The sequence below is a fragment of the Streptomyces sp. 6-11-2 genome, assembly GCF_006540305.1.
Lineage (GTDB): Bacteria > Actinomycetota > Actinomycetes > Streptomycetales > Streptomycetaceae > Streptomyces.
Window position 1 is genome coordinate 997401 of record NZ_BJOR01000001.1, and the last position, 16620, is coordinate 1014020.

Genomic DNA, 16620 nt, shown 5'->3' on the forward strand with positions numbered 1-16620 from the left:
GACCTCGCGCAGCGGCCGGTCGAGCAGCGGGTCGAGGGCGGCGCACACCTCGTCGAACGCGGCGGCGAACCGGGGCTGGGTCTCGTACAGTTCGCGGCCCATGGCGGCACGCTGGCTGCCCTGGCCGGAGAACATGACGGCGATCCGGGCACGCCCCGCGGCCTCGCCCTCGACGACGGCCGGGTCGGGGCGGCCGGCGGCGAGGGCGCCGAGGGAGGCGAGCAGTCCGTCGCGGTCCTGCGCGATCACCGCGGCGCGGCGCTCGAAGCGGGAGCGGGTGGTGGCCAGGGAGTGGCCGAGGTCGGCGAGGGACGGCTCGGGGTGGTTCTGGAGGTGGCTGAGCAGGCGGGCGGCCTGGGCGCGCAGGGCGTCGCGGGTCCGGCCGGACAGCAGCAGCGGGACGGCGCCGGCGGTGCGCTCGGGGGCGGCCGGGGCGGGCGCGGCGGTGGCGGGCGCCTGCTCGAGGACGGTGTGGACGTTGGTGCCGCTGATACCGAAGGAGGAGACGGCGGCGCGGCGCGGGCGGCCGGTCTCGGGCCACGCGGTGTGCTCGGTGAGCAGTTCGACGGCGCCTTCGGTCCAGTCGACGTGCGAGGACGGAGCGTCCACGTGCAGGGTGCGCGGCAGCACACCATGGCGCATCGCCATGACCATCTTCATGACACCGGCGACACCGGCCGCGGCCTGCGTGTGACCGATGTTCGACTTCACCGAACCCAGCAGCAGCGGCTGCTCCGGATCACGGTCACGGCCGTAAGTGGCCAGCAGTGCCTGCGCCTCGATCGGGTCACCCAACGTCGTGCCCGTACCGTGCGCCTCGACGACATCGACGTCACCCGCCGACAGCCCACCACTCGCCAGCGCCTGACGGATCACCCTCTGCTGGGACGGGCCGTTGGGGGCCGTCAGACCGTTGGAAGCACCGTCCTGGTTGACGGCCGAGCCACGGACGACCGCGAGGATCTGGTGACCGTTGCGGATCGCGTCGGACTGCCGCTCAAGGACCAGCATGCCGACACCCTCGGACCAGCCGACACCGTCCGCCGAGTCCGAGAACGCCTTGCACCGGCCGTCGGGCGACAGACCCCGCTGACGCGCGAAGTCGACGAACACGGCAGGCGTGGACATCACGGTCACACCACCGGCCAGCGCGAGCGAGATCTCACCCGACCGCAGCGCCTGCATCGCCCAGTGCATCGCCACCAGCGACGACGAGCACGCCGTGTCCACCGTGACCGCAGGACCCTCCAGGCCCAGCGTGTAGGAGACACGGCCCGAGGCGAGGCTCGGTGAACTGCCGCTGCCCTGGAAGCCCTCGAACTCCGGGCTGCCCAGCATCGCGCTGTAGTCGCTGTACATCACACCGGCGAACACACCGGTCGCACTGCCCCGCAGACCGACCGGGTCGATGCCGGCCCGCTCGATCGCCTCCCACGACGCCTCAAGCAGCAGCCGCTGCTGCGAGTCCGTCGCCAGCGCCTCACGCGGGCTCATCCCGAAGAAGCCCGGGTCGAACTCCCCCGCCTCATGCAGGAATCCACCGGACCGGGTGTAGGCGGTGCCAGGATGGTCGGGGTCCGGGTGATACAGGTTCTCCACGTCCCAGCCACGATTGGTGGGGAAGCCGGAGACAGCGTCCGTGCCCTCGGTGACCAGGCGCCACAGATCCTCGGGCGAGGCGACCCCGCCCGGATAGCGGCAGGCCATGCCCACGATCACGATCGGATCGTCCGCCACGGCCGCCGTGCGCTGTACGGCCTCCGCCTCGACCTCGGTGCCGAGGAGTTCGTCCAGGATGTACGAGGCGAGGTGGCTGACCGTCGGGTAGTCGAAGACGAGGGTGGCGGGCAGGCGCAGTCCGGTGACCGTGTTGAGGCGGTTGCGCAGCTCGACGGCGGTGAGGGAGTCGAAGCCCAGCTCGCGGAAGGCGCGGCCGGCGTCGATGTCGGCGCCGGTGGCGTGGCCGAGCACCAGGGCGACCTGGCCGCGGACGAGGTCGAGGACCAGTTCGTCGCGGCTCTCGCGGTCCAGGCGGGCCAGGCGCTGGGCGAGGCCGCCGGCGGTGGCGGACCCGGCGACGGCGGCGCGGCGGGAGCGACCGCGGATGAGGGAGCGCAGCAGGGGCGGTACATCGCCCGCGGCGCGCAGGACGGAGAGGTCCAGGCGGACGGGGGTGAGCGCGGCGTCGTCGCCGTCGAGGGCGGCGTCGAAGAGAGCGAGGCCCTGCTCGACGGTGAGGGCGGGGGTGCCGATGCGGGCCAGGCGGCGCAGGTCGTCCTCGGAGAGGTCGCCGGTCATGCCACCGGTCCGCTCCCAGGGGCCCCAGGCCAGCGACAGACCCGGCAGACCGGCCGCACGGCGGTGCTCCATCAGGGCATCCAGGAAAGCGTTGCCCGCCGCGTAGTTGGCCTGACCCGCATTGCCGAAGACACCGGCGACCGACGAGAACACCACGAAGGCCTTCAGATCCAGGTCGCGCGTCGCCTCGTGCAGGTTCCAGGCCGCGTCCACCTTCGGACGCAGCACGGCGGACAACCGCTCCGCAGTAAGAGACGCGACCATACCGTCGTCCAGCACACCCGCCGAATGCACCACCGCCGACACCGGATACGCGGCCACCAGCTCGGCCACCGCCCCACGATCCGTCACATCACACGCCACCACCGTCGCCCGCGCACCCGACTCCGCCAACTCCGCCACCAGCTCGGCCGCACCCACGGCCTCACCACCACGACGACTGACCAGAACCAGCTCACGCACCCCGTACCCGGCCACCAGATGACGCGCCACCACCGCACCCAGACCACCAGTACCACCCGTCACCAACACCGCACCCTCCCCACCGAACACCCGAACGGCCTCGGCAGTGGGAGCGGGACGACGGACCAGACGGGCGGCACGGAGCTCGTCACCGCGCACGGCGAGCTGTGGCTCATCGGAGGTGAGCGCGGCGGCCGGGAGAGTGAGCAGGTCCTGCTCGGCGTCGAGGTCGACGAGGAGGAAGCGGCCGGGGTTCTCGGACTGCGCGGAACGCACCAGGCCCCAGACCACGGCGGCGGCCGGGTCGTGGCCGGTGGTCGCGCCCCGGGTGACCAGGACGAGCCGGGAGGCGGCGAACCGCTCGTCCTGCTCGAGCCAGGTCTGTACGGCGGCGAGGGCGTCGGTGGCGGCGCGGTGTGCGGCGGTGACGGGGTCGGCGTCCGGGCCGGTGCCGGTGAGCGGCAGCAGCACGGTGTCCGGGACGGCGCCGTCGGCGGCGGCGAGGGCCGCGAGGTCCGGATGGACGGCGAGTTCGCCGAACTGGGGCAGGGCGCGCAGGCCGAAGGGGTCCTCGCCGACGAGGGCGGCGGTGCCGGAGGCGGCGGCGACCGCCGTGACGGGCACCCAGTCGAGGCGGAACAGGGCGTCGCGGACCAGTGCGGCGGCTGCGTCGATCTCGCGGGCCGCGACCGCGCGCAGGATCAGCGAGTCGGCGGACAGGACGAGCTGTCCCGCGTCGTCGGCGACGGCGATCGCGACGGCGTCGCCGGCCGCCGGAGCGAGCCGCACCCGCAGCGTGGTGGCGCCGCTCGCGTGCAGGCTGACGCCTTCCCAGGAGAAGGGCAGCCCACCGGCGGCGCGCTCGTCGAGGTCGACGAACGACGCCGCGTGCAGGGCGGAGTCGAGGAGCGCGGGGTGCAGGCCGAAGGACTGGGCGTCGGTGTGGCCGGACTCGGGCAGGACGACCTCGGCGAACACCTCGTCGCCGCGGCGCCAGGCGGCCCGCAGGCCCTGGAAGAGCGGGCCGTAGCCGAAGCCGCCCTCGGCGAGCCGGTCGTAGAGGCCGTCCACGGGGAGGGCCTCGGCACCGGCCGGGGGCCAGACGGTGGCGTCGAAGTCGGTGGCGGCGCGGGAGGGCGAGAGCACACCGGTGGCGTGGGACGTCCAGGGGGCGTCCTCGTCGGCGTCGGGGCGGCCGTAGATCGTGACGCTGCGGCGGCCGGACTCGTCCGGGTTGCCGATCCACAGCTGCACCTGGACGCCGCCCTGCTCGGGCAGGACGAGCGGTGCCGCCAGAGTCAGTTCGTCGACGCGGTCGCAACCGACCTCGTCGCCGGCGCGGACGGCCAGCTCCAGGAAGGCGGTGCCGGGCAGCAGGGTGGTGCCGCGGACGGTGTGGTCGGCGAGCCACGGGTGGCTGAGCAGGGAGATCCGGCCGGTCAGCAGGGCGCCCTCGGAGTCGGCGAGGGAGACCGCGGCGGACAGCAGCGGGTGGTGGGCGGCTCCGAGTCCGACGGAGCGCAGGTCGGCGGCGCCGCCCTGGACGGCGCGCGGCCAGTAGCGGCGGTGCTGGAAGGTGTACGTCGGCAGGTCGGTGCGGCGGGCTCCGGTGCCGGTGAAGCAGGCGTCCCAGCGCAGCGTGGTGCCGTGGGTGTGCAGCGCGGCGAGCGCGGCGGTGAAGGTGTGGTCCTCGGGGCGGCCCTCGCGCAGCGCGGGCACGGTGACGGCATCGGAGCCGGCGGCGTCCAGGCAGTTCTGTGCCAGGGCGGACAGCACGCTGTCGGGGCCGAGTTCGAGGAAGGCGGTGACGTCGTGCCGGGCGAGCCAGTCGATGCCGTCGGCGAAGCGGACGGCGTGGCGAACGTGGTCGACCCAGTAGTCGGGCGAGGTGAGCTGGGCGACGGTGGCCGGCTCACCGGTGACGTTGGAGACGACGGGCAGCAGCGGGCTGTGCAGCGTGAGGCCTTCGACGACGCTACGGAACTCGTCGACCATCGGTGCCATGAGCGGCGAGTGGAAGGCGTGCGAGACGCGCAGCCTGCTCGTCCTGCGTCCGTCGGCGGCCAGGCGGGCCGCCAGCTCGGTGACGGTGGTCTCGTCGCCGGAGAGGACGACGGCGGAGGGCCCGTTGACGGCGGCGAGGGACACCAGGTCCTCGTGGCCGGCGAGCAGCGGGGCGACCTCCTCCTCGCTCGCCTGCACGGCGACCATCGCGCCGCCCTCGGGCAGCGCCTGCATGAGACGGCCGCGGGCGGCCACCAGGGTGGCCGCGTCGTCGAGGGAGAGCACGCCGGCGACGTGCGCGGCGGCGATCTCGCCCACGGAGTGGCCGGCCAGGTGGTCCGGCTTGACCTCGAAGGACTCCAGCAGACGGTAGAGGGCGACCTCGACGGCGAACAGCGCGGGCTGCGCGTACTCGGTGCGGTCGAGGCGGGCGGCGTCCTCGCCCCACAGCACCTCGCGCAGCGGCACGTCCAGGTGGGGGGTGAAGGCGTCGAGGGCGGCGTCCAGGGCGGCGGCGAACACCGGGAAGCGGGCGGCGAGTTCGCGGCCGGCGCCGAGGCGCTGGGCGCCCTGTCCGGTGAACAGGACGGCGAGGCGGGTCTCGGTGCGGGCGGTGCCGGTGACGGTGTCGGCCAGGGCGGCCGGGTCGGTGCCGTCGGCGATCGCGGTCAGCCGCTCGGTGAGGCCGGGCGGGCTCGCGGCGAGCAGGACGACCCGGTGCTCGAACGCGGTGCGGGTGGTGGCGAGCGAGTAGGCGGTGTCCGTCAGCGCGGGCGGGGTGCCGGTGCCGAGGGTGGTGAGCAGGGCGGCGGCCTGGGCGCGCAGCACCTCGGGACCGCGGCCGGAGAGCAGCACGGGCACCACGCCGGTGACGGCGGCCGAGGTGCCCGGGGTGTCGTCCTCGGTGTCGGCGGGCTCCGGCTCGGGGGCCTGCTCGACGATGGTGTGGGCGTTGGTGCCGCTGATACCGAAGGAGGAGACGGCCGCGCGGCGGGGGGCGCCGGTGGCGGGCCATTCGGTGTTCTCGGTGAGGACGCGGACGGCGCCCTGCGACCAGTCGACGTGGCGGGTGGGCTCGTCGGCGAGGAGGGTGCGGGGCAGCACGCCGTGCCGCATCGCCATGACCATCTTGATGACACCGGCGACACCGGCGGCGGCCTGGGTGTGGCTGATGTTGGACTTCACCGAGCCGAGCAGCAGCGGCTTGTCCTCGTCACGGTTCTGCCCGTAGGTGGCGAGCACCGCCTGTGCCTCGACGGGGTCGCCGAGGGTGGTGCCGGTGCCGTGCGCCTCGACGACGTCGATGTCGCCCGCGGAGAGCCGGGCGTTGACGAGGGCCTGCTCGATGACCGCCTGCTGCGAGGGGCCGTTGGGCGCGGTGAGGCCGTTGGAGGCACCGTCCTGGTTGACGGCGGTGCCGCGGACCACGGCGAGGATCTCGCGGCCGTTGCGGATCGCGTCGGAGAGGCGTTCCAGGACGAGGATGCCGACGCCCTCGGCCCAGCCGGTGCCGTCGGCGGTGTCGCCGAAGGAGCGGCAGCGGCCGTCGGCCGACAGTCCGCCCTGGCGGCCCATCTCGATGAAGGTGCCGGGGCCGGACATGACGGTGACGCCGCCCGCGAGGGCGAGGGTGCACTCGCCCGCGCGCAGCGCCTGGGTGGCGAGGTGGAGGGCGACCAGGGAGGAGGAGCAGGCGGTGTCGACGGTGACAGCGGGACCGACCGTGCCGAAGGTGTACGAGATGCGGCCGGACAGCACGCTGCCGGTGTTGCCGGTGAGCTGGAAGCCATCGGCGCCGTCGGCGGGGCCGACCCGGTAGTCCTGGGCCATGGCGCCGATGAAGACGCCGGTGCGGCTGCCCTTGACCGAGGTGGGGTCGATGCCGGCCCGCTCGAACGCCTCCCAGGCGGACTCCAGGACGACCCGCTGCTGCGGGTCCATGGCGACCGCCTCGCGCGGTGAGATGCCGAAGAAGTCCGCGTCGAAGTCCGGTGCGTCGTGCAGGAATCCACCGCGGGAGGTCGGCGAAGAGGCGAGCGCCTCCATGTCCCAGCCGCGGTCGGCGGGGAACGGGGTGACGCCGTTCTCGCCGGCCTCCACCATCCGCCACAGGTCCTCGGGGCTGCTGACGCCACCGGGGTAGCGACAGGTCATGCCGACGATGGCGATCGGTTCCTGGGCCGACGACTCCAGCTCGCTCACACGCCGCCGCGCGCGTCGCAGATCGGCGGTCGCCAGCTTGAGGTAATCCCGGAGCTTCTGTTCGTTGTCCATCTCAACCCATCCCGACGGCCGACGGCCGTACACGCATCGCCGAAATCTCTGCGCCGTGCTGCAGAACACCGACTCGCCACATGGCTCTCCTCTGCAGGAGAAGCCATGAGGCGAGTGTGGAGGGAGGCCCGGCAGGAAATCCCTAGAACTTGGAGGGGCTTTCGCCCGTTACCAGCTGTGCGCCAGCAGAAGGTCGTCGAGTTCGTTCTGCCGGGAAACGAGCGCAAGGTCGGCGTCGACCATCATCCGCATGAGTTCCGGGAAATCGACACTCGGCTTCCAGCCCAGCTGGGCCTGCGCCTTGGAGCTGTCGGCGCACAGCACCTCGACCTCGGCGGGCCGCACGAGGTCGGGGTCGATGACGACGTGGTCCTCCCAGTCGAGGCCCACGTGCTCGAAGGCGTAGCGGACCGCGTCGCGCACGGTGTGCATCTCTCCCGTGCCGATCACGTAGTCGTCGCCGGCGTCCTGCTGGAGCATCAGGTGCATGGCGCGGACGTAGTCGCCCGCGTAGCCCCAGTCACGGACCGCGTCCATGTTGCCGAGGGCCAGTTTGTCCTGGAGCCCCAGCTTGATGCGCGCGACCGCGAGAGAGATCTTGCGGGTCACGAACTCCTGGCCACGACGGGGCGATTCGTGGTTGAACAGCATTCCGGAGACCGCGTACATACCGAACGACTCGCGGTAGTTGCGGGTGATGAAGTGCCCGTACGCCTTGGCCGCGCCGTAGGGACTGCGCGGGTGGAAGAGCGTGGTCTCCCGCTGCGGCGTCTCGGCGACCTTGCCGAACATCTCCGAGGAGGACGCCTGGTAGAAGCGGATCTGGCCCTCGGGACCCGCGGTGCGGGACATGCTCAGTCCGCTCACCATGCGGATGGCCTCGAGGACGCGCAGCACGCCCATGCCGTTCACCTCGGTGACCAGCTCGGCCTGCTGCCAGGACATCGGCACGAACGAGATCGCGCCGAGGTTGTACACCTCGTCCGGCTGTACTCTGTCGACCGCCGAGACCAGGCTGGCCTGGTCCATGAGGTCGCCGTCCACGAAGGACAGTTCCGAAACGAGCCGGCTCACCCGGGACTTGCGGGGGTTGGCCTGGCCACGGATGAGACCCCACACCTGGTACCCCTGCGACAGCAGGTGCTCCGCCAGATAGGACCCGTCCTGGCCGGTAATTCCGGTGATCAGTGCGCGCTTGGGCATTTCATTCCCATCTCAACCGCAAAGAGACCGTCCAAACGCTGCGCTCGGTCGACGACCTGGCCTCGAGAAAGCTGTCCGGACGATAGACACCGGCACGTTCCCAAGCGGCGGAAGTCAATGTCAACGCTTCTCGAACTTACTAGGGAATTCCCGGGTGGGCCGATGCGGCCGGGGCGAACACTAGGGAAATCCGGGTGCGGTGCGGGATCCAATGACCGGGTCGGCGTGCCGGCCGACTCCGTTCCAACGGGCGGCTCCTGGCCGCCGTCAACCGGGGTGTCATTCCGTGCTGTTGAGACTCATGCGCACACGACTGCGCCCCTACGCGGGTTCCGTCGTCGCTCTGGTCGCCCTGCATCTGGTGCAGATCCTCGGCACGCTGCTGCTGCCGACGCTGGGCGCCGCGCTCATCGACGAGGGAGTCGTCCGCGAGGACAGCGATCGCATCGACGCCATCGGCGCGGCGATGGCGGTGGTGGCGCTGGTGCAGATCGCCGCGGCGCTGGGTGCCGCGGCCCTGGGCGCGCGCACCTCCACCGCCCTCGGGCGGGACCTGCGCTCCGCGGTCTTCCGCCGCGTGCTGGACTTCTCCGCCCGTGAGATCGGCCGCTTCGGCACCCCGTCCCTGCTGACCCGCTCGGTGAACGACGTGCAGCAGGTGCAGAACCTCGCCCAGTCCGGGCTCGGCATCTTCGTCGCGGCCCCGCTGATGTGCCTGGGCAGTGTGGTGCTCGCGCTGCGCCAGGACGTGCCGCTGGCCCTGATCCTCGTCCCGATGGTGCTGGTGGTGGGCGTCTGCTTCGGTTTCCTTTTGGCCCGTATGGCCGCGCTGTACGCCCGGCTGCAGCGGACGCTGGACCGTCTGGGGCGGCTGCTGCGGGAGCGGATCACCGGGGTGCGCGTGGTGCGTTCCTTCGCCCGGGACTCCTACGAGAGCGAGCGTTTCACCCGCACCAACGAGAAGCTCTTCGGCCTGTCCCTGGGGGTGGGCCGGCTCATCGCGGTGATGCTGCCGTCGGTTCTGCTGCTGATGAACCTCTTCACCCTGGCGCTGCTGTGGGTGGGGGCGCGGCGGATCGACGCGGGCAGCATGCAGATCGGCTCGCTCAGCGCCTTCCTCAGCTATCTGTCGCTCATCCTGATGTCCGTGGTGATGCTCGCCTTCGTGTTCCTGAACGTGCCGCGGGCCCGGGTGTGCGCGGAGCGGATCACGGAGGTCCTGGACGCGGAGACCGACGTCGTCCCGCCCACCGCGCCGCGGCCCATGACGGGTCCCGCCGGGCAGGTCGAACTGCTGGACGCCGAGTTCCGCTACCCGGGCGCCGAGAACGCCGTGCTCCGGGACCTGTCGCTGACGCTGAAGCCCGGTGAGCGGGTCGCGGTCCTCGGCAGCACCGGCTCCGGCAAGACCACGCTGCTGCACCTGATCCTGCGGCTGGTCGACGCGACCGCGGGCGAGGTGCGGATCGGCGGCACGGACGTGCGCGAACTGGACCCGTCGGTGCTGGCCGGCGCCGTGGGCTACGTGCCGCAGCGGCCGTACCTGTTCGCCGGGACCGTCGCGACCAATCTGCGCTTCGGCCGGCCGGACGCCACGGACGAGGAGCTGTGGGAGGTGCTGCGGGTCGCCCAGGCGGACGACTTCGTGGCCCGGCTCGGCGGCCTCGGCGCGGAGATCGCCCAGGGCGGCACCACCGTCTCCGGCGGCCAGCGCCAGCGGCTGGCGATCGCACGGGCGCTGCTGCGCCGCCCCGCCGTCTATCTCTTCGACGACTCCTTCTCCGCGCTCGACCAGAGCACGGAGGCGGCGCTGCGGGAGGCCCTGGTCCCCCACACGGCGGGCGCCACCGTGATCACCGTGGCGCAGCGCGTGGCCTCCGTGCGCGACTCCGACCGGATCGTCGTCCTGGACCAGGGCGGCATCGCCGCCACCGGCACCCATGACGCGCTGCTGCGCGACAGTCCCACGTACCGCGAGATCGCGCTCTCGCAGCGCACCCGAGAGGAAACCGCTCATGGCGCCGGACGTTCCTGAGGAGCACGAAGAAGCGCGAGAGGAGGCGGCGCGAGAGGAGGAGGCGCGTGAATCGGACCGGCCGGTCCGCCGGCTCGCCGGTCTGCTGCGCCCGCACCGCCGGTCCGTGGGCCTCGCCCTGGCGGCGGGTGTCGTCGGCATCCTCCTCAACGCGTTCGGTCCGCTGCTGCTGGGCCGCGTCACCGACCTGATCGCCGACGGCGTCCTCGGACACGGCGGACCGGCCCCGGGCGTCGACTTCGGGGCGCTCGGCAGGCTGCTGCAGATCCTGCTGGTTCTGTACGTGACGGCGTCGGTGTTCATGCTGGTGCAGAACTGGCTGGTGGCCTCGGTGGTCCGCCTGCTCATCCACGACCTGCGGCACCGGGCGCAGGAGAAACTGGCGCGGCTGCCGCTGCGCCACTTCGACCGTCAGCCGGCGGGCGAGACCCTCAGCCGCAGCACGGACGACGTCGACAACCTCCAGCAGACCCTCCAGCAGACCCTGACCGATCTGATCAGCTCCGTGTTCTCGCTGGTCATCATGCTGTCCCTGATGCTGATCATCTCGCCTTCGCTGGCCGGGGTGATGCTGCTGAGCGTCCCGGTGTCGGGGCTGCTCGCCGCCTGGATCGCCAAGCGGGCCCAGCCGCGGTACGCCGCCCAGTGGGCCGCGAGCGGCACACTGACCGCGCACGTCGAGGAGATGTGCGCCGGGCACGCGCTGGTGAAGGCCTTCGACCGGCGGGCGGAGGCCGAGCGGCGCTTCGACGAGCGCAACGAGGCGGTGTACCGGGCGGGTTCGGGGGCACAGTTCGCGTCCGGCGCGATCGAGCCCGTGATGATGTTCGTCGCCAACCTCGGCTATGTCGCGGTCGCCGTCGTCGGTGCCTGGAAGGTCGTGGACGGCTCGCTGACGCTGGGCGATGTGCAGGCGTTCATCCTGTACGCACGGCAGTTCAGCCAGCCGATCGTGGAGATCGCCTCGGTCGCCGGCCGCCTGCAGTCCGGGGTGGCCTCCGCGCAGCGGGTGTTCACGCTGCTCGACGCGCCGGAGCAGGATCCCGAACCGCGCCGCCCGCTCGCTGTGGAACGTGCCGAGGGCCGGGTGGAGTTCCAGGACGTGTCGTTCCGCTACTCCCCCGACGTGCCGCTCATCGAGGGGCTGTCACTGTCCGTGGAACCCGGCAGCACGGTGGCGATCGTCGGCCCGAGCGGCGCCGGCAAGACCACGGTCGCCAACCTGCTGATGCGCTTCTACGAGATCGACTCGGGCCGCATCCTCCTGGACGGCACCGACATCGCCGCGATGAACCGCGACGACCTGCGCTCCCGCTTCGGCCTCGTCCTCCAGGACACCTGGCTGTTCAAGGGAACCATCGCCGAGAACATCGCCTACGGGACCCCGGGCGCCACCCGTGCGGACGTGGTGGAGGCGGCCCGCGCGACCTGCGCCGACCGCTTCATCCGCACCCTGTCGCAGGGGTACGACACGGTCCTGGACGACGAGTCCGGCGGTGTCAGCGCCGGGGAGAAGCAGCTGATCACGGTCGCGCGGGCGTTCCTCGCCCGGCCCGCCGTACTCGTCCTGGACGAGGCGACCAGTTCCGTGGACACCCGCACCGAGCTGCTGATCCAGCGGGCCATGAACACCCTGCGGGCGGGCCGGACGAGCTTCGTGATCGCGCACCGCCTGTCCACCATCCGGGACGCCGACGTCATCGTCGTGATGGACTCCGGCCGCATCGTGGAACAGGGCACCCACGACCAACTCCTCGCGGCCCAGGGCGCGTACGCCCGCCTCCACGCGTCCCGCGCGAACGCCCCGACGGCCGAGGTGACGGCCGGCTGACCGGCCCGCGCGGCTGGTGTCAGCCGCGTGTCCACCTCTGGTTGGAGCCGCCGTTGCAGGTGTAGAGCTCGATCTTGGTGCCGTTGGCGGTCTTCTGGCCGATCACGTCCAGGCAGAGGCCGGACTGGACTCCGGTGACGGTGCCGTCGGCGTTGAGGTTCCACTGCTGGTTGGTGCCGCCGTTGCAGGTGTAGATGTCCACGATGGTGCCGGGGGTCCTGCCCTGCTGGTAGGCGTCGAGGCACTTGTCGCCGTACACCTGGAGCTGCTTGCCGGAGGTGTAGAGCCACTGCTGGTTGGCGCCGCCGAGGCAGTCCCAGATCTGGAGTTGGGTGCCGTCGGTGTGGGATCGGTCGGTCACGTCCAGGCAGCGGTTGGAGGCCGCGGAGCGCAGGGAGGAGGCCACTCCCCATCCGTACCTGATCCGGTCGGCTCCGCTGACGTTGGTGGTGGTCAGGGTGAGGTCGGTGCCGGAGCCGCTCAGGGTCTGCAGGGTGTAGGAGTCGCCGGTGCGCAGGCCGGGCCAGTACACCGAGCCCATGCCGAGGGCGCGGACGGTGTCGGTGTCGGCGCGCAGGTAGCGCACGAAGTTGTCGGTGCTGCTCGCGTTGTTGTAGTCAAGGCCGGTGGTCATCGGGGAGCCGAACTCGTCCAGGACGGTGCGCGAGGCGCAACCGCCGATGCGGTTCTTGAGGTCGGTGACCCAGTCGTTGTAGGTGTGGGTGCCCCAGAAGCCGTAGTGGTGCAGGGACAGGTAGGTACCGCTCAGCCGGGAGTCGGCGCAGACAGTGGTGACGTTGTCGTTGTAGCCGGAGCCGCTGACGAAGACACGGTCCCGGGGGATCGAGGGGCGGTCGGTGATCCACTGGGCGGCCAGGTTCGCCCAGGCGGAGGCGGTGTAGCCGAAGGGCTCGTTCATCGGCTCGAAGTACACCAGGCCGTTGCTGCCGTACTTGGCGGTGACGGTGTTCCACATGGTGTTCCACGCGTTGGTGTCGTCGACCTTGCCGTCCTTGTGGCTGAGGCCCTCCCAATAGCCGAGGACGACCTTGAAGCCCATGGCGGTGGCGGCATCAATGGCCCCGGTGTAGGCGTTCCACCAGCTGGTGCCGACGGAGTACGGATTGATAGGCAGGCGCACGGTGTCGGCGCCGAGATTGTTCCGGAAACCGGTCAGGACGGCGGTGGCCTTGGCGTGGACGGTGGCGTAGCTGTCGGCGGTGGACAGGCCGGAAGGGACGACGGGATTGTCGGCGTAGTTGTCGCGCGGGTCCGCCCAGTTGACGCCGTGGAACCCGCCGGCCGCGAGCGTGCTCGGGCCGGTGGACGCGACGGCGGGCGGCGCCGTGCCCAGCAGGGCGGTCACCGCCATCGCCAGGGCGGTCACCGCCGTGACCAGGGTGGACGCCGTGAGGGGGCGGCGGACGGAAGGAACCATGCTCGCCATGTGTGCCTTTCTGGCCTGCCGGCGCGTCGCCGCGCCGGCGATCCTGACGGCGTCCCGCCGTACGGAGCGAGTGTGAAGGTTCCGCCATGAACACGTCAACACCTCTGGCGTCAAGCGCCGTAAGCGAGTCGCCCGACAGCCGCCGCCCGCCCAGCGCGTGCCCGCGACCCCCACGCACTCACCGCCGCCCCACGAAAACGCGACGAGGACCCCGACCGTCAGGTCGAGGCCCTCGCTCGCGTCAACCGTTACTCATCGTCTCGGAACACCTTCTCCAGTGCGCGACGCAGACCGAGACGCCGACCCTCCTGGTGCGCACGTGTGTACTCGATTTCGCCGAGTGACCTACGGGCGTTCTGGAGACCGCGTTCGCGGTGGGCGGTCAGAAGGGCGAAGCCGAAGAGCCGAGGAGCGCCGGACGGGTGCCACACCCGGTCCACGGCCCCGAGGACGACCGCCGCTGAGCGTGCCTCGCCAGAGGAGGAGAGCACCCAGGCCAGGGTTTCGCTGAGGGCTGCCTCCCCCATGTGTTCGTCGATCTCTCTGGTGTGCTGGAGCGCACGATGGAGGAGTTGCAGGGCGACCTTCGGCCGCCCTGCTTCACCGTGGTCGACGGCGAGGGCCCACAGCAGCCAGCACCGGTGCCATGTGTCTCCTTGAGCCTCGGACAACGCCAGTGCTTGTTCAAGTAGGGGAGTGGAGCGAGCGTGGTCGCCCTGGAGCACGGCGGCGAAGCCGAGTTGGGCGATGCACTGCTGCTGTGTCAAAAGCGAGGCGGGCCAGCACTCGGTTGACAGGGAGGACTGTGCGTACCGTGCGGAGGTCTCCGTGTCCCCGGTGACCAGTGCCGCCAGGCTGCGCAGCTGTAGAAACGCGGCGGTGAGTTCAGCCCTTTCCGTCCGGAGCGACGAAGGGTCCGAAGTGCCGGACGCGGCGGGCGTGTCGGACAGGGCACGTTCGCCCCGGCTGATCGCCTCCTTGGCGCTGCTGTGGTCTCCGTGGAGGAGTAACAAGAAGCCGGACACCCATGCGGCCTGACACCATGTGGTGGTGGCTGCCGGGGAGGGAGGCTGCGGGTGCCGTTCGAGGATCTTCCGCATCCAGTGTGCGCCCTCCCCCACATTGGCCGACGTCAGACAGTGCAGCCAGAAGCCGAGGGACGCGCGCAGCACGCTCTCCGCGGGCTCACCGGTCGGCGGCGGTGCGGTGACGATCTGCCGCAAGTTGGGGTGCTCGGCGCGCAGTCGACGCAGCCAGTCGGCCTGTCCGGACGAGCCGTAAGCGATCCCAGCCTGTGCGGCGAGGTTGAGATACCACGCACGGTGGCGACGCAGGGCGTGCTGCGCCTGTCCGCTCTCCGCGAGGCGTTCCTGCCCGTAGGCACGAACGGTTTCGAGCATGTGCAGGCGGGTCTTGCCGCCTGTTTCGACCCTGGTGAGAAGTGACTTGTCCACGAGGCCGGCCAAGGCTTCGAACGCTTCGTCGGCTGCGGCAGCATCGGGGACTTCGCCTATTTCGGCGTGCCCGCAGAGCTGCTCGGCATCGGTCAGCAGTACCCCGCCGGAACACAGCGACAGCTGCTGCCAGGCCGTTCGCTCGGCCTCGGTGCACAACTCGTAGCTCCAGTCGAAGAGTGCACGCAGCGCCTGGTGGCGAGGGTGTGCTGTGCGGTCGCCGCCGCCGACGCCGAGCAGACGGAACCGGTGGTCGAGCCGTTCCAGTAGTTCGTCGAGAGTCAGTGAGCGCAGCCGTCGTGCGGCGATCTCCAAGGCGAGGGGCAGGCCGTCCAGCCTCTGGCACACACGAGCGACGGCGTGCTGGTTTTCCTCGGTGACCCGGAAACCGGGGGAGGCAGCCTCGGCTCGGTTGGCGAAGAGGGTCATGGCCGGCGAGGCCACGGCGTCCTCGTCCATGCCGCGTACTTTGTGCAGGTGCCCGTTCGCCAAGGCAGGCAGACCCAACGGCCTCACCTGCAGCACATGCTCGGCACCGATATCAAGGGGCTGCCGGCTGGTGGCGAGGATGTGCAGTTCCGGCGAGTGTGCGAGCAAGTCACGGACGGCGCGGGCGCATCCGTCCAGTACGTGCTCACAGTTGTCGAGCAGGAGGAGGACCCTACGTCCCCGTAGCGCCCCTGCAAGTGGGGACAAGGGGTCCTGCCCCGCCCTGGCAAGCACGCCGACGGCGGAGGCGACTGCCTCAGCGACAGCGTGGTCGCTGCCGAGGTCGGCCAGCTCCGCACAGTACGTGCCGCCCGCGAATCGCTCGGCTGCCTCACGGACGATTCGCCTGGCCAACCGGGTCTTACCCACACCGCCGACCCCGACCAGCGTGACCAGCCGACATCGCTCCAGCAGCTCACCACCGGCGGCCAGCTCAGGTTCACGGCCCACGAAACTGGTGGCTTCCACGTCACCGAAGCCATGCGGGATGACGTGGGCAGCATCCCGCTGCGCCCCAAGTCCGTACAGGTCGAGTCGTACACGCTCCCAGCGCTCTTCCCACCCATGTGGATCCCCGTGGCAGGCGCGCACGTACGCACGGAGTACCGCTTGGGTGGGGAGCCGCCGGCCGGCAGCGGCCTGTGACAGCGTACTGGGGGAGAAATGGGCCGCATCGGCCATCTCCGTGTAGGTGAGTCCGGCCCTTTCACGCAGTGCCCGCAACTCCAGCGCGAAGCGTTCCAGCGGACCCTCCTCCGGATCAAGCGGCTGCTCCCGACGCCCCGGCCTGCCTGCCAACTCGAACTACCTCCCCCGGATGTTCAGTTGATCCATTGATTATGACCGCTGCCACCACGTGGCGAACAAACCTCGCCGCCCCCGATGCTCAAGTTCAATCGCTCCGACCCGGGCAGGGTCGGCAGAGGCGTGTGCGGGCGACAGCCGTCGGGCTGTCAGCAGGGAAACCTCCCCAGTAAGAGACGGAGACCACGGGGGTCATGGATACAAGGACGACGGAGTCCACGAATCCGGTGGATGCCGAGCACGGCGATCCGGCAGGTGTGGCGATCTCGAGAGTGCCAAGGTTCAGTGAACGTCCGACCGAAGGCGAGGAGCGGTCAGC

6 protein-coding genes (1 of these 6 cut by a window edge) are annotated in these 16620 nt (G+C 71.1%); 2 read left to right on the forward strand and 4 right to left on the reverse strand.

From position 1 onward, the window contains the following. On the reverse strand, positions 1–7038 hold the start of the coding sequence (locus TNCT6_RS03990) for a type I polyketide synthase (RefSeq protein WP_141356605.1). Its footprint begins 21348 nt before the window's first position; 7038 of the gene's 28386 nt are visible here — the first part of the coding sequence; it begins with the start codon at positions 7036–7038; the stop codon falls past the left edge of the window. Between the two features lie 168 nt (positions 7039–7206). Then, positions 7207–8241 carry a GDP-mannose 4,6-dehydratase gene (locus TNCT6_RS03995; RefSeq protein ID WP_141356607.1) on the reverse strand — a complete coding sequence of 345 codons (1035 nt, stop codon included), beginning with the start codon at positions 8239–8241 and terminating at the stop codon, positions 7207–7209. Positions 8242–8527: 286 nt separating this feature from the next. Here TNCT6_RS03995 and TNCT6_RS04000 point away from each other — a divergent pair, with 286 nt between their 5' ends. Continuing rightward, positions 8528–10276 (forward strand): ABC transporter ATP-binding protein, encoded by a 1749-nt coding sequence (locus tag TNCT6_RS04000; RefSeq protein WP_172632799.1) that lies wholly within the window; start codon positions 8528–8530, stop codon positions 10274–10276. Then, positions 10257–12107: an ABC transporter ATP-binding protein gene (locus tag TNCT6_RS04005; RefSeq protein WP_141356612.1), complete on the forward strand. Its 1851-nt coding sequence runs from the start codon at positions 10257–10259 to the stop codon at positions 12105–12107. Before TNCT6_RS04000 ends, TNCT6_RS04005 begins: the two co-directional genes overlap by 20 nt. Positions 12108–12126: 19 nt before the next feature. Here the strand turns inward: TNCT6_RS04005 and TNCT6_RS04010 are convergent, their stop codons facing one another. Together TNCT6_RS04010 and TNCT6_RS04015 are read right to left on the reverse strand one after the other, a co-directional pair. Beyond that, positions 12127–13554: a ricin-type beta-trefoil lectin domain protein gene (locus TNCT6_RS04010; protein ID WP_141356614.1), complete on the reverse strand. Its 1428-nt coding sequence runs from the start codon at positions 13552–13554 to the stop codon at positions 12127–12129. Positions 13555–13802: 248 nt separating this feature from the next. After that, entirely contained in the window at positions 13803–16295 is a 2493-nt protein-coding gene (locus tag TNCT6_RS04015) for a helix-turn-helix domain-containing protein (RefSeq protein WP_141356616.1), read from the reverse strand. Positions 16296–16620 lie beyond the last annotated feature (325 nt).

Coding starts and splice junctions, on each gene's coding strand:
- TNCT6_RS03995 (WP_141356607.1), bottom strand. CDS start 8,241: ATGCCCAAGCGCGCACTGATCACCGGAATTACCGGCCAGGACGGGTCC.
- TNCT6_RS04005 (WP_141356612.1), top strand. CDS start 10,257: ATGGCGCCGGACGTTCCTGAGGAGCACGAAGAAGCGCGAGAGGAGGCG.
- TNCT6_RS04010 (WP_141356614.1), bottom strand. CDS start 13,554: ATGGCGAGCATGGTTCCTTCCGTCCGCCGCCCCCTCACGGCGTCCACC.